This is a genomic window from Mesotoga sp. Brook.08.105.5.1, from assembly GCF_002752635.1.
Taxonomy (GTDB): Bacteria; Thermotogota; Thermotogae; order Petrotogales; family Kosmotogaceae; genus Mesotoga.
The window spans coordinates 22975-35981 of the sequence record NZ_AYTW01000021.1; the positions used below are offsets into that span (position 1 = coordinate 22975).

13 protein-coding genes are annotated in these 13007 nt (G+C 46.7%); 10 read left to right on the forward strand and 3 right to left on the reverse strand.

The window, feature by feature from the left end:
• The first annotated feature begins 8 nt into the window (after window positions 1-8).
• The 6 genes from V512_RS08660 to V512_RS08685 are packed head-to-tail and all read left to right on the forward strand — an operon-like array spanning window position 9 to window position 6876.
• Window positions 9-1241: an ABC transporter substrate-binding protein gene (locus tag V512_RS08660; protein ID WP_099830091.1), complete on the forward strand. Its 1233-nt coding sequence runs from the start codon at window positions 9-11 to the stop codon at window positions 1239-1241.
• 59 nt (window positions 1242-1300) lie between these two features.
• Complete coding sequence (locus tag V512_RS08665; protein ID WP_099830092.1) at window positions 1301-2188, forward strand: sugar ABC transporter permease; 888 nt, start codon at window positions 1301-1303, stop codon at window positions 2186-2188.
• Window positions 2185-3039, forward strand: a complete 855-nt coding sequence (locus V512_RS08670) for a carbohydrate ABC transporter permease (protein WP_099830093.1) — start codon at window positions 2185-2187, stop codon at window positions 3037-3039. The genes V512_RS08665 and V512_RS08670 overlap by 4 nt, the downstream gene beginning before the upstream one ends.
• Window positions 3040-3055: 16 nt before the next feature.
• The gene (locus V512_RS08675) at window positions 3056-4384 is read left to right on the forward strand and encodes an FAD-dependent oxidoreductase (protein WP_099830094.1); all 1329 of its coding nucleotides are present in this window, start codon (window positions 3056-3058) and stop codon (window positions 4382-4384) included.
• On the forward strand, window positions 4381-5802 hold the full coding sequence (locus V512_RS08680) for a DUF4127 family protein (protein WP_099830095.1): 1422 nt from the start codon (window positions 4381-4383) through the stop codon (window positions 5800-5802). Before V512_RS08675 ends, V512_RS08680 begins: the two co-directional genes overlap by 4 nt.
• Window positions 5803-5841: 39 nt before the next feature.
• A complete protein-coding gene (locus V512_RS08685; RefSeq protein ID WP_099830096.1) occupies window positions 5842-6876 on the forward strand; it encodes a Gfo/Idh/MocA family oxidoreductase in 1035 nt (344 codons plus the stop codon).
• Window positions 6877-7287: 411 nt separating this feature from the next.
• Here the strand turns inward: V512_RS08685 and V512_RS14725 are convergent, their stop codons facing one another.
• From V512_RS14725 to V512_RS08695, 3 genes are all read right to left on the reverse strand, one after another.
• Entirely contained in the window at window positions 7288-7743 is a 456-nt protein-coding gene (locus tag V512_RS14725; protein ID WP_207759750.1) for a hypothetical protein, read from the reverse strand.
• A gap of 54 nt (window positions 7744-7797) precedes the next feature.
• Window positions 7798-8151: a hypothetical protein gene (locus tag V512_RS14730; protein ID WP_207759751.1), complete on the reverse strand. Its 354-nt coding sequence runs from the start codon at window positions 8149-8151 to the stop codon at window positions 7798-7800.
• Between the two features lie 922 nt (window positions 8152-9073).
• Window positions 9074-9295 carry a hypothetical protein gene (locus V512_RS08695; protein WP_099830097.1) on the reverse strand — a complete coding sequence of 74 codons (222 nt, stop codon included), beginning with the start codon at window positions 9293-9295 and terminating at the stop codon, window positions 9074-9076.
• Between the two features lie 422 nt (window positions 9296-9717).
• Here V512_RS08695 and V512_RS15045 point away from each other — a divergent pair, with 422 nt between their 5' ends.
• The 4 genes from V512_RS15045 (at window position 9718) to V512_RS08715 (ending at window position 12452) form a co-directional block, all read left to right on the forward strand.
• Entirely contained in the window at window positions 9718-10461 is a 744-nt protein-coding gene (locus V512_RS15045; RefSeq protein WP_243392339.1) for a GNAT family N-acetyltransferase, read from the forward strand.
• 31 nt (window positions 10462-10492) lie between these two features.
• Window positions 10493-10930: a sterol carrier protein domain-containing protein gene (locus V512_RS15050; RefSeq protein ID WP_243392340.1), complete on the forward strand. Its 438-nt coding sequence runs from the start codon at window positions 10493-10495 to the stop codon at window positions 10928-10930.
• Between the two features lie 37 nt (window positions 10931-10967).
• A complete protein-coding gene (locus tag V512_RS08705; protein ID WP_099830098.1) occupies window positions 10968-11480 on the forward strand; it encodes a GrpB family protein in 513 nt (170 codons plus the stop codon).
• Between the two features lie 663 nt (window positions 11481-12143).
• Window positions 12144-12452: a hypothetical protein gene (locus tag V512_RS08715; protein ID WP_099830100.1), complete on the forward strand. Its 309-nt coding sequence runs from the start codon at window positions 12144-12146 to the stop codon at window positions 12450-12452.
• The last annotated feature ends 555 nt before the right edge of the window (window positions 12453-13007 follow it).

A 13007-nucleotide genomic window follows, 5' to 3' on the forward strand; every position in this document is an offset into this window, starting at 1 on the left:
GTGTGGTAATGAAGAAATGGATTTTGATTCTTATCATCTGTCTCGCTCTAGGCTTCACGGCAATTGGCAAGACGAAGGTTACGGTTTGGTTTGCGGGTACTACAGAAGCTTTGATGGAGGCCGTAGATGATCACCTGGTTCCTGCCTTCGAGAAAGCTAATCCCGACATTGAGCTCGCGGTTGAGTATATACCTTGGGGAGAGCTTTCCACAAAACTTACAACTGCCTTTGCCGGCGGAATAGGACCAGATATATTCATGCACGGCCAGGCTGCGATCGCGGGATTTGCTGAAACGGGCGTGATAATGGACATCGACAGTCTCATCGACAAGCTAGAGGACCCTGAAGACTTTGGAGGTACTCTGGGTGTTGGTCTTTACAGGGGCAAGAACTTCATGGTTCCTGTGTTCGGTTCGGGCAGACTTCTCGCCTACAGGGAAGACTTCTTCATTGAGAGCGGTCTCGACCCCGATGAACCGCCGGTAACCTGGGAACAGCTGAGGGCCTATGCCGAGGCGCTGACAGTCTATGAATCGGGTAGACTAGTGAGGGCCGGCCTGGACATTCCTGTATCGGCGATTGATCTTCAACAAGTATGGACAGGCTTCCTGATTGCGAACAACGGCGCTCTCTTCGACAACGACTTCAATCCGACTTTCAATTCCCAGTCGGGAGTGGAGGCTCTAGAGTATTACGTAGGCCTGATACGAGAGGCCAAGGTAGCTTCTGAATACGGTCTTACCCCGATCGGAAACCTTGAGCCGATTGCGGCTGGCACAGCGGCAATGTGTTTCATGAACAACGAATCTCTCGCGGCCATCAAGGAATACAGCCCGGATGTTTACTCCAAGATTCGTCTAGCCTTCCCACCCGCAAGATATGGGAGAGCCGCTTTCTACTCATTCGCGGGTTTCATGGTTTCCAGCAGCACAAAGGACCTGGAAGCAACAACAAAGGCCCTTTCCTTCATGACGTCGAAGGATGCGCTTATTGCTATAAACACGGCTCTTGGAAGTCTGCCGCCAAGACAGTCCGGCGTCGTGGCCGAGTACATTGCGAATGATCCAAATCTGATGAAGTTCGTGGAAGGCTCGAAGTATGCCTATGGAAATCCAAATGTTCCGTTCTGGGTTCAGGCAAGAGATATTATCTCCAAGTATCTCGAACGTGCAATTATGGGCGTAATGACTCCAAAGAACGCGCTAGACGGAGCGGCCGAAGAAATCAGAAAACTGAAGTAATTACCGAAGCCGGCTCTTCCTAAGGACGGGCCGGCTCATCTATTTCTAAGAGGTGAAGCGTGAGCGGTGCGGGCAGTCTCAAGAGGCGAATAACAGTAACGGCTTTGATATTCATTGCGCCGGTGCTTGTTTACAACATAATCTTCAAAATAGTCCCGATATTTGTCTCTCTCTTTCTGAGTCTAACTAAATTCTCGGGTTTCGGAGAGGCCAGGTTCATTGGCCTGGCGAATTACGCCCGAATATTCGGTGACTCAGAGTTCTGGAGAGCGGTTCTGGTGACTTTTCAGTTCTCAATTGAAGTCCTGCCTCTCAATATGCTGATCTCTCTGCTGCTTGCCTTGCTTGTCAACAGCGGGTTAAAAGGAATCGGGATTTTCAGGGCGATCTACTATCTTCCAGTCATTACTCCTATGGTTGCGGCAAGTATGATCTGGATCTGGCTCTATGATCCTCAAATCGGTATATTGAATTTCCTCCTTTCGCTTTTCAATATACCCCCTGTGAACTTTCTCAGGAATCCAAACACAGCTCTTCACTCCATTGTAGCTATGAGGATATGGAGGGGAGCAGGATGGAACATGCTCATCTATCTGGCCGGTCTTCAAGGGATATCTAAAAATCTGTATGAAGCGGCAGCGATAGATGGTGCCTCGTCTATTCGGAGGTTTTTCAGGATCACCCTCCCTCTACTTAGACCGGTTCATATCTATGTATTGATCGTCGGTATGATCAGCACTCTTCAGTCCTTCACGGAGATGTATGTCATGACGGGAGGGGGTCCGCTGCAATCTACAACGACGGTCGGGCTTCTTATTTACAGAGCTGCCTTCGACTACATGGACATGGGCTATGCAAGTGCAATGTCGTTCGTTCTTGGGATAATAATCATGACCCTGTCCGTCGTAAGTTTCCGATCACGTAGACAGAAGGAGGCCTTCGAATGAGGAAGAACAAGGTGAGGACCATATTACTTCTTTCGATCGCGGCAGTCATTTTCGGGTCGCCCTTCTTCTGGATGGCAATCTCCTCTCTAAAGCCAAACGCAGAGCTATTTACCTGGCCGCCTACATTCCTACCGAAGACAATTACTCTGGAACATTATCAGTCGGCGCTCACCACAAGAGGCTTCAGCAACTATTTCATGAACAGCGTAATCGTCTCACTTCTTTCGATGGCGTTCAACCTCGTGTTTTGCTCGCTCGCAGGCTATGCTTTTGCCAGACTTGATTTCCCTATGAAGAATGTTTTGTTCATCCTTCTACTGAGTACTATGATGATACCCGTTCAGGTGACTTTGGTTCCGACTTTCCTTATGGTGAAGTCATTTCCGCTCGTGGGCGGAAACGATATTCTGGGAAGGGGAGGCACCGGACTTCTCAATACATATGCCGGTCTTGTAATCCCTCACATAATGACTGTCTTCGGAGTTTTCATAATGAGGCAGTTCTATATGCAGTTTCCAAAAGAACTTTCGGAAGCGGCAAGGATCGATGGGGCCTCAGAACTGAAGATCTTCAGGAAGATCTTTCTTCCGCTTGGAAAGCCTGCGATGTCGGCCCTTGCGATCTTCACATTCACCCAGGCCTGGGATGATTTCCTCTGGCCCCTCGTAGTAACAAGCGACAGGTCTATGAGGACTCTGCAGCTAGGATTGGAAGTGTTCAAGAATAGGTACACAGCCGACTGGGGACCACTTATGGCGGCAACGACAGTTTCTATTTTGCCCGTTATTTTTATATTTCTCGTGTTTCAAAGGTACTTCACAGATACCGCTTTGAGTTCTGGAATCAAATAGACTGGGAAGTGAAGAAATGGATTTAGTTTATGATGTTGTAGTTGTTGGCGGCGGCGTGGCTGGCGTATCGGCGGCTATTGCTGCCTCCAGGACAGGAGCAAGAGTGCTTCTTCTGGAGAAGGATATGTCATTCGGCGGAGTTCTTACTACTGCCCTCGTAAACCCGATGATGACATTTCACTCATCTGAGAGACAGGTGATAGGCGGGATCGGACAGGAGATTATTGACAGGCTCGTTTCAATGCGTGGGAGTTACGGACACATAGATGATCCCATTGGATTTGTAAAGTCAATCACCCCTTTCGATCCCGAAAAGATGAAATCATTGCTGATTGAGATGCTCAAAGAGGAAGGCGTGGACTTTCTGTTCAACTCACTTGTCCTGCATGTTTCGAGAGAGGGAGACTCAATCACCTCTATAACAACTGTCAGCACAGGCGAGCAGAACAGAGTGAATGCAAAGGTTTTCATCGATTCAACGGGCGAGGGAAACTTTTCCATACGCGCCGGAGCCTATTACAACATCGGAGACGGAAGCCCTTCCAGCTGCCAGCCGATGACTTTGGTGATGAGAATCGGGGGCGTTGATAGAGAAGAGATAGTGTCTTATGTTACAAGGAACAGAGATGATTTCGTCATAAGTGAGCATACCGACCTGAGCTATCTGGGAATTGCCGGGTTCTTCAGCTTCATGAAAAGGCTTGACGACTACGGAATCTACTTCAAAAGGGACAGGCTCTTGTTTTTCGAAGTCCCCTACCATCCCGGGCAGATATTCATGAACACAACCAGATACGCCGGTTACGCCAACAAAAGCAAAGAACTAACTGAAGCCCAGACCAACGGGAGCACCGATGTCTGGCGATTCATGGACTTCCTCAAGAAAGAGATTCCCGGATTTGAAGACTCCTTTCTAATTCAGACTGGCTGTCACATAGGGGTGAGAGAGACCACCCACATAGTGGGAGATTACGTTTTGAGAACTAGTGACTTGATTGATAGAAAAACATTTGATGACGCCATTGCAGTAGGGTCGTATCCGATTGATATTCATCTGCCCGGTTCGGCACAACTGAAGACGATCTCAATTCCTTACCCGGGCGAGTACCATATTCCCATGAGTTCTCTCATACCAAAGGGCTTAGCTAATGTTGTTCTTGCCGGAAGAGCTATCAGTGCCGATCATACGGCCTTTTCTGCAGTAAGGACCAGCCCGCTGGCAACTGCAACCGGCATGGCGGCAGGGATTTCTGCGGCACTTGCCGTGAAACATCGAAAGCTTGTCAGAGATGTGAACATTGACCTGATACAGAGAGAGATCGTCGAGATGGGAGGAATTCTTTGAAGACAGTAGTTGTTCCAATGGATGAAAGACCCCCAAACTACCAGCTGGTTTCCATGATTGCAGATCTTAATGGTATCGAGATCGAGCTCCCGAAAAAGAGTCTGCTGGGAAGATACATGAAGCCGGGAGAATGCGAGGAATTGATCGGATGGATGCTTTCAAGGGAGGCAGACAGATTCATAATCTCTGTCGATATGCTATCTTTCGGCGGTCTCATAGCCTCAAGGGAGGAGGGAATAAGCGCTGAGACAGCTCTCGAAAGGCTGAGGTCGGTGAGAGAGCTGAGGAGAAGATTCCCGGATGCCGAGATTTTCCTTTCTTCTATTGTCAGGAGAGCGTCGGTCTCAGTTTCATCGGCTGGCTCGAAAGAACTGTGGACTATGCTTAACAAGTATCTGTGGCTCTCGGGCCATGGAAAGGTGGAAGAGGCTGAGACCGTAGAAGATGAACTACCCAGAGGATTTATCAGCAGATATCGTGAACTCCGTTTGAGAAACCACCGGGTGAACAAGGAATGCCTCAGGCTCGTCAAAGACGGCTGTGCAGATCTTCTTGTGCTTGCCCAGGAAGATACCTTCCAGCATGGCCCTCAGGAGAGAGAACTAGACATACTTGAAGGAGTCGCAAGAGACTTTGAAATCGAAGATAGAGTCTTCATTCATAACGGCGCCGATGAAGTACTCCAGGAGATGATTTGTTACAGACGAGACCAGGAATATCCTGTCGATGTCATCTTTGACTCTCCCGAAACAAGGGACAAGGTAATGGATTTCGAGGACCGGGAATTTGGCAAGAACGTAGAATCCCATATGAAGCTTCTAGGGATGAGGCAGTCTTCAGATTCTACAACCGGCATTCTGATCGCCGGGACATCTACAACCGATTCGATTGAGGCTCTGAAAAACCTGAGCAAACGGAAGCAGAGGGTCTTCATACTGGACGTTTTCTATCCAAACGGGTCCAACCCTTCCTTTGTTGAAGCTTATCTGGGGCTGGGGCTGAAAAACGTCTGGGGATACTCTGCCTGGAATACGGCTTCAAACAGCCTGGGGACGCTTCTTTCTCTGGCTTTGACTTCCGGTTCCTGTGAAGTGGAGAAAAAGGCTCTCGCCGAGTTTTATATCTCGCGGCTTCTTGACGACCATCTTTACCAGGGGGTTCTCAGAAAAACTCTGGAGAGAACGATCGATGAATCCGGTGGCGACGTATACAAGGTTAGCAAGTCCAAAGGACTCTTTGAAAGCTTCAGAGACGATGTTTTCGTACCGAAAGCAGAAGAGTTCCTTGAGAGATTCATTCGTGGGAGGAAACTGGACATCTATGATTTCTCCTCTTCAAAGAATCGGATCTCGATTGAGAAGTTCAGTCTTCCATGGGATAGGACATTTGAATGTGAAATAGAAGTCAAGATTAACTGAAGCAAATCTCTTCTCAACGAGAAAAAAGGGGGGCTCTTAGTGAAGAAAAGAGTAGCTATTGTAGGCGCAGGTGTATGGGGAAGAACGCACGCATTCCTGTATAAAGAGCATCCAGAAGTTGAGCTAGTTGGCATCTGTGATCATGACATAGAAAGAGCAAAGAGATTTGCCGAAGAGTTTGAAATTCCAAATGTATTTGAAGATCATCGCCTTATGCTAGATAGGCTTGGCTTTGATGCCGTATCTGTAGTCACACCGGACTTCGCTCATGGTGAGATAGTTGTCGATTGCGCAAATGCCGGAAAGGATATCCTCGTAGAGAAGCCGATTGCAACAACCAGAGAGGACCTGATCAGGATATCAGAGGCGGTAAAGGCAAACAACATACGGGTAATGACCGATCTTCACAATAGATGGAGTCCTCCCTTTGCAGTCGCCAAACAGATGCTTGATGATGGGGAACTCGGAACCCCGGTAAGCGCCTATTTCAGATTGAATGACGTTCTCTGGGTTGCGACAGATATGCTGCCTTGGTCAAGCAAATCGTCTATTCTATGGTTTCTGGGTAGTCATTCGGTAGACACTTTGAGATGGTTCTTCGGCGATGAGGTAGATGCGGTTTACTCTGTCAGTTCTTCCGGTGTTCTGAAAAATTTGGGGCATGATACAACCGACATTTATCAGACTATCCTAACCTTCAAGAACGGCGGGATAGCAACTATGGAGAACAGCTGGATAACGCCCAACACGAATCCGTGCGTAAACGACATTAAGTTCAACTTCACGGGCAGCAAGGGCATGGTTAATCTTGACCTCAGCAACAACCAGATGATCGAGAGCTTCACTCAGAAAGAGTGCAAACATCCCGATGTACTTGTAAATCATTTCGTTCACGGCAAGGCAAAGGGATTTGCATATGAGAGTATCCGCCATTTCATAGACTGTCTGGCGACTGGGGATGAGTTCCTTATAAATCTCGATGACGCCATCAACACCTCGCTTGTCGTTCTTTCGATCCTCGAGTCTGCCGAGAAGCGTCTCCCGGTGAAGGTGGAATACTTTGCCACAGACTGAGGAAGAGGCGTTCTAGCATCTGTTATTTGGTGAAGAGAATTCCAGAGTTCGACACTTCGCAAACAGGTGAATTCTCCTACTCTTTTGCTCTGGGGAGTCACAGAGATCACTTCAGATAAGTGTGTGACTATGTGTCTCTACACTTAAAAGAGATGCCTGAAGGGCTTGTAACTGTTATTATGTAAGGCTTTCATAGGGTTCTAGCGTCAACTTCTTTCAGAAAATCTCGAAATGTTTTGAGGGAGAACTTCGATCTGTATGAATCACTTGTATAATCGTTCCATTCGATTGATTTTTACGACTGACGCGCTTTGTGCAGATCTCGGTTCAAGAGAGGCAAATTGAAAAACCCTCCACTGTAAGCAGAGTTATTACGATTGCTCTGAGCACCGCGCCAAAGGCACAAAACCTCTATAGCTCGGCATAAAACTTGAGGATCTTAAGTGCCTTTAGTGTAAGCCATTTCGAAGGCTTTCCCTTTTCCTCGATGGGAACAAGCATCCTGTCGTTCAAGGAGTTTTGCATCTTCCAGAGTCCTTCTTTGTTTCTCTTGAGTGAAACGATTTCGATTGCATCCTGAAGCCTGGGATCTTTGATTCTGAGCTCGGCGAATATCTCAAGCAATTCCAGAACATCTGTCTGGTACATCAGGGGAAAACCAAGTCTTAACCAGCCCGGCTTTGCGACTTTCTCCGGATCATGACTCTTCATGTAGAAACGGTGTTTCAGGAAGTACTCTGCCAGCTCAGCTATCTTCTCGTCTATCTTCCTGTTCCGTTTCTCCTCCGAAATCGCAGCTAGAGCCTTCAAGGCCTGAGCTACGCCCATGTGGCATGAGTGGCGTCCCCAACAGGATTCGTATCTCATGTAGACCTCTCCTACGGGTGGTTTATCTACTCCGTCATCCGTCCGCTGAAAGGCCTATATCCAGCCGATTGCCTTCTGAAATCTCTCATCCTCAAGGTAGCCGAGCCTTATGAGCGAAAAAACCATGTTGCCCGTAAGGCAGGGGATTACACCTCCCGGGAGACCTGACAGTCTCTTGGCGCTTCGAGAATACGAAAAGCCTACTAGCTCTGTCTCTTGCGAATTGCTCAATATGAATTCACAGGCTTTCTTTACCCCAGGATTGCCTGGATCTGCCCTCATCTCTGCCAGAATGATCAGATTCCAGACGGTTCCGCGATACTTATCCGTGTAGAATCTCTCGGGTGTTCCCCACGAGCCGTCATCGTTCTGGAGGTCGAGCAAAGCAGGCACCACCCCACGCTTCATTTTTCATCTCTCGTTCTTCTGATTCGCTCGAATCTTCTGCATGACCCAGAAGAGAAGTCAACGTCAAATACCTTACAGAAGGATTCTCCTCTTCTAAAAGCAAATCACGTGTTTCTTGCACCACCTTGATCGTCGCCCGGAAATGCCCTATTCGATCATTTTTACGTCCCACATCTAGCGAAAGAGACTTGCATTTTCGGCAAAGAAGTGACCCTCGCTTCCACTTGCTAAACGGGGAGACTAGTGAAATCTGCCATCATTTTTGTGGGATCTCGCTGTAGGTTTTTGACAGACTAGGGAGAATCGACATATCCTACAAAGATAGGATAGTCGAGTTATTCCTGATTTCATTACTAATACCTCGAACCCGAAGGGAGCGAGTTCTTCTCATCCGATCCTTCTCTTCAATACTACTTTTGAGGAACCTTAGATAAGGAAAAACCGTTCGCCGTCTATACAGCCTAAAAGGGTCTTTCAAAGAGTTGGCCAGGATCTTATTTTCAAAGATCCTAGCCACAGAAGTCCTTTTTTTGATTACCTAACATCGCTGTACGTTGGTTAGTGGCAGTGGCAAGAACTAGAGATTGAAAGTCTAATTAGGATGTTGCTACTACTTGACTGCCGGTTCTTAAAGACTTAGGATAACTCTTTCGAGACATTGTGGTCTAAAGCAAAGACGATTTGTCTAGAACCGTCTTCGGATATTGTTGGACGAAAGTCCGAAGTCTTGAACTGGCAAGACACGCTTGAAATCCTCTAGATTTCACTTTCGACACATCTGCCCGGTCCTTGGATCTCTGCGCACATCCGTAATGCACCACAAGAAAATCAGCTTAAGAGATGACTATAAGTATTTGATAGAGTGGTGGTAGGATATGGAGACCGATTTCGAGGGTTTTCGTCAGCCGTCAGATAAAGATGACTAGCCTTTCTTAAGCGGCAAGAACAGAAGTACACAGCCAACTGCTATTGAGATAACACCTGCCCAAATCGGAATCTGTACAGTTTCTTTCTCCTTCACCTCAATCTCTGCTATGCCAAGATCGACAGTGTGACTATCTTTAGTGTATGTGAACGCTCCATACACCAAACCCAAGACGCCGGCTACAACAAGCACAATTCCAATAATCTTAACTACACCCATACGATCCCCTCCAACATTGCCATCAGGCAATTGTCGAGCTGTATTGTCTTTGCATGAATGTTTTGTTGGTCAAAACACTAACAGCTTCCTTAACAATTCACTCATATATTTATTATAGCCTAATAACCTACAAACTGTGTATCTTTTTAATACCCTCGCACTAGTATGAACTGAAAATCTCGTCCTCTAGTTCGGAAAGCTCAGTAAGCGAAGATGCTATCGGGATTTAATCAGTATACTCAAGGATTCTGTAAGAGGTTCCTCATTCTCTAGATAAATCAAATGTATTCCAATCAAATGGTTTACAAAGATAAGATAACCTCTCGGTTCTGATTCTCAAGCGGGGAAGCTAACAGTATGGCAAATACCAATGAGAGCATAGAATGATGATCTGGTATCATTGTTGGGAAAAGAGGTGCTTGATGGAGATACGAAGAATCGACAGCTCTTATAAAGACAAAATCGTAGAGATCTTCCTTATGTCGTTCGAATACTTCGAACCGGAAGAGAGCGAATTCTTCTTTTCTGATCCCTCGCTATGGGAATATGTATGGGGTGCATTCGATGAGGAAAAGCTAGTGGCCGCATACATAAGCTACAAGTATCTAGCGAAGATCCGCACCAAACCTTTTGAATGCAGGTACGTCGAGGCGGTGGCTACGCTGCCCGAATACCGTAACAAAGGTATAACAAAGGCGATCCTCCTGAAGGACATAAAGGAGGCTGTAGAAAATGGAGCCACTTTCATAATGCTTGATCCCTTCAAACATGACTTTTACGTAAGGCTGGGTTTCGGGCTTGGCTTCGAGAGCCTTGAGTTGACTTTCGATCATTCTCTTCTTTCAGATGAGATAAAAGACGACAGTCTCAAGCTACTTTCCGGCAAGCTTCTAAACAATGAAGAGATGAAAACGTTAATTGAAGAGGCCCGGAAAGTCATGTGGGAAACCTCTCGTTACACCGAGGCGCTGGAAATTAACGCTTGCAGCCAGGAGATATTCCACAAGAAAGATCTCTTCGGAGCCGTTGCCACAGATGGTAAGGGCACACCCCATGGAATGATGATTTATTCCAAGAAAGAAAGAAAGGAAGATGGTGATCGAGAAATTCAACTTCACCGATCTTGCCGGCCTTTATTCACTGAAGAGATTCTTGCTGAATCATAGGGACCAGATTGCAACTTTCGAAATGAGGACAATGCCACCAGATTTTCCAATAGAACTCTTCTTCCATTCGAGATGGCAGGCTGGAAAAGAGCTCAAGATGATAGATGCCTCATCGCGGATGGTTAGAATTCTCGACCCGCTTCAGGTTATCTCAAGACTCATGGATACTTCTGTCTCCGGAAGCGTTGTTCTGAAGATACATGACGGGCTGCTTCCCGAGAACAATGTGAAGATCGAAATCGGAGACGGTGTAGCGAAGACAACGGAAGCCGCAGAGGATTTCGAGGTAGAGATTTCGGATCTTGTCCCTCTCCTGACGGGAAGGCTTTCGCCGATAAGTCTGTGGCGACATGGGAGGCTTCGGAAAGGCTCCTGGAAGAACGTCCCATGGGGAATCTCAGAAGTTCCTGAGAAGGTTTGCATTCTCGAATCGATCTTTCCCAAAATCGTCACTCATAATGCTTTGTAAGGTACTTTTAGCAACTTAATCTAAAACGGTGATTTGAATGAGAGCAAAGCAAGTAATAGTAGATGAGTACAGTGCTGCTTGGCCTAGACTTTTCAAGGAGGAAGCCGGGCGGATTTCTGCCTCACTAAATGAGCTACAGAAGACGATAGAACATATAGGGAGTACGGCCGTTCCGGGGCTTAGGGCAAAACCGGTTATCGACATAATGATTGGCGTATCTTCACTTGAACAGGCCGACTCCTGCGTACCGCTCATTGAAGGAACGGGCTATCTTTACAGATCCGAGCACGAGGATTCAATGCCGGAGAGAAGATACTTTGAGAGATCCGGCAGCGAGATTGATTATCACGTACACATGGTCGTTTTTGAGAGCAAGTTTTGGAAAGAGCACATCTTCTTCAGGGACTACTTGCGCGAAAACAGCAAGGCTGCGGAACAGTATGCAGCTCTCAAGAAAGAGCTTGCCGAAAAGTTCAGAGACAACACAGAAACCTATACAAATGGCAAGGCTGAGTTCATCCAGGGGATACTAAGACGGCAGGAAGATTGATATTGCCGCAATACGGGCAGAGTATTCGTGAGCAATCGGGCATGCAGAGAGCACTGCCCCCTCAGAACCACAACGGAGACTGCTTCGCATTTTGGTCTCAGAACGGCTCCGTCTTGCTATTTATTTCGGGCATGATGACAACAGTCCAAATATGTCGGGCTCCCTGGAGATCACATCAAGGTCAAGCGGAATCCCTCTCACGTTTATTAGTCTCCTCTTCAGTGACAGACTCGCTTTCTTGCATTTCGTTGACTCTGAAACCGATCGAAGCTTCTCGATGGAGGATCCCGCTCTAGACTCTTCAATGGTCTTGAGAGGCTTTCTTCTCTAGCAAATCATACTATTTGAGCCACTAGTATAATTATGCTCACTCAATCCATGAGTTCAGTTATAGGAGCGGAACTGAGTCTAATAATCGAAATACGATGACTTGTTTGTAAAGTTTATGGCACAAATTCTTCAGTGATTTCTCCTTCTGAAGATGGGGTATGCTAGACTTTCATTTGTAAACAAGAAGTACTTCTTCACAACTCCGGGTTAGAAGTCTCTTTATTGAGAACCGGCGTGCTCTTTATCTTGCACTGTAAGATGAGCTTATGTTTTCGGCCCCGAGATATCGCCGGTTCATGTTCAGAATATCAAGAAGGTTTTCGGGAGGTTATTATGGCTAACAAGAAAAGAGAGGAAGAATGGAAGGAAGTCAAGAAGAGATGCAGAGTCGGTGATGAAACGATACGCATGGCGAAGGAACTGGGAATAAGTCCAAAGACGATGATAAAGAATATACCCAACAAAGCGGAGAAGTGGAAGGCGCCTGTCGATGTCTGGATAAGAGACATGTACGAAAAGATGAAAGAAAAGAGCGCAAAGAAAGCAAAAGCGAAGGCAAAGCGGCTGAGGAAAGAGAGTGAGAAGTCAGGAGACAGTTCATTGAAAGCAGACGACAGCAATATACCTGACAAGCAAGACTAGAGGTTCTCTTCATTTGAGTGAACAGTTTGCTGGCAGTCAGAGAAATACAGCTCTTGATCAACAGTTCATGCTTAGGGAAACAAGTGAAGACTTACGCCTGACTTTATGTCAGGACCAGAAGCCTTTGCATCTGAAATTGAGGCGTTCTGGTTTCTTGGTTGATCTTCATGTTTTCATCCTAATGACAGGCTTCTTCGCGGAGAATTCAGCAGGAACTCAGTAGAATTCCAGACAAGACCACAGGTAACCAACGAAGTCCGTTTTACGGAATCTAATAGGAGCTGATAACCACTACTTTGTGAATTCATACATCATGACAATTTGACGGCAAAATGAACTTCATGACTAGAGAATTACCTCCTCAGATTATGGAGCAAGAGTGCAAGCGGTTGCCGGCTAAATTCACCGAGAATAGCATTGAATTGAGCCACTGAGTAGAAACCTGTCGAAAGAGCGCCTCGCCAGTGAATGTCGGTATAAGTCATGAATGAATCCTCTCAATGACTTGCTTTGGAAACGTCGAGAGATTTCTTCATTCTTGACTCTGTTTGTTGT

Bases quoted from the DNA above. Each gene is read 5' to 3' on its own strand.
- V512_RS08695 (WP_099830097.1), bottom strand. From the start codon at position 9,295: ATGGGTGTAGTTAAGATTATTGGAATTGTGCTTGTTGTAGCCGGCGTC.
- V512_RS08705 (WP_099830098.1), top strand. From the start codon at position 10,968: ATGAGAGCAAAGCAAGTAATAGTAGATGAGTACAGTGCTGCTTGGCCT.
- V512_RS08715 (WP_099830100.1), top strand. From the start codon at position 12,144: ATGGCTAACAAGAAAAGAGAGGAAGAATGGAAGGAAGTCAAGAAGAGA.
- V512_RS08660 (WP_099830091.1), top strand. From the start codon at position 9: ATGAAGAAATGGATTTTGATTCTTATCATCTGTCTCGCTCTAGGCTTC.
- V512_RS08675 (WP_099830094.1), top strand. From the start codon at position 3,056: ATGGATTTAGTTTATGATGTTGTAGTTGTTGGCGGCGGCGTGGCTGGC.
- V512_RS15050 (WP_243392340.1), top strand. From the start codon at position 10,493: ATGCCACCAGATTTTCCAATAGAACTCTTCTTCCATTCGAGATGGCAG.
- V512_RS14730 (WP_207759751.1), bottom strand. From the start codon at position 8,151: ATGAAGCGTGGGGTGGTGCCTGCTTTGCTCGACCTCCAGAACGATGAC.
- V512_RS15045 (WP_243392339.1), top strand. From the start codon at position 9,718: ATGGAGATACGAAGAATCGACAGCTCTTATAAAGACAAAATCGTAGAG.
- V512_RS14725 (WP_207759750.1), bottom strand. From the start codon at position 7,743: ATGAGATACGAATCCTGTTGGGGACGCCACTCATGCCACATGGGCGTA.
- V512_RS08670 (WP_099830093.1), top strand. From the start codon at position 2,185: ATGAGGAAGAACAAGGTGAGGACCATATTACTTCTTTCGATCGCGGCA.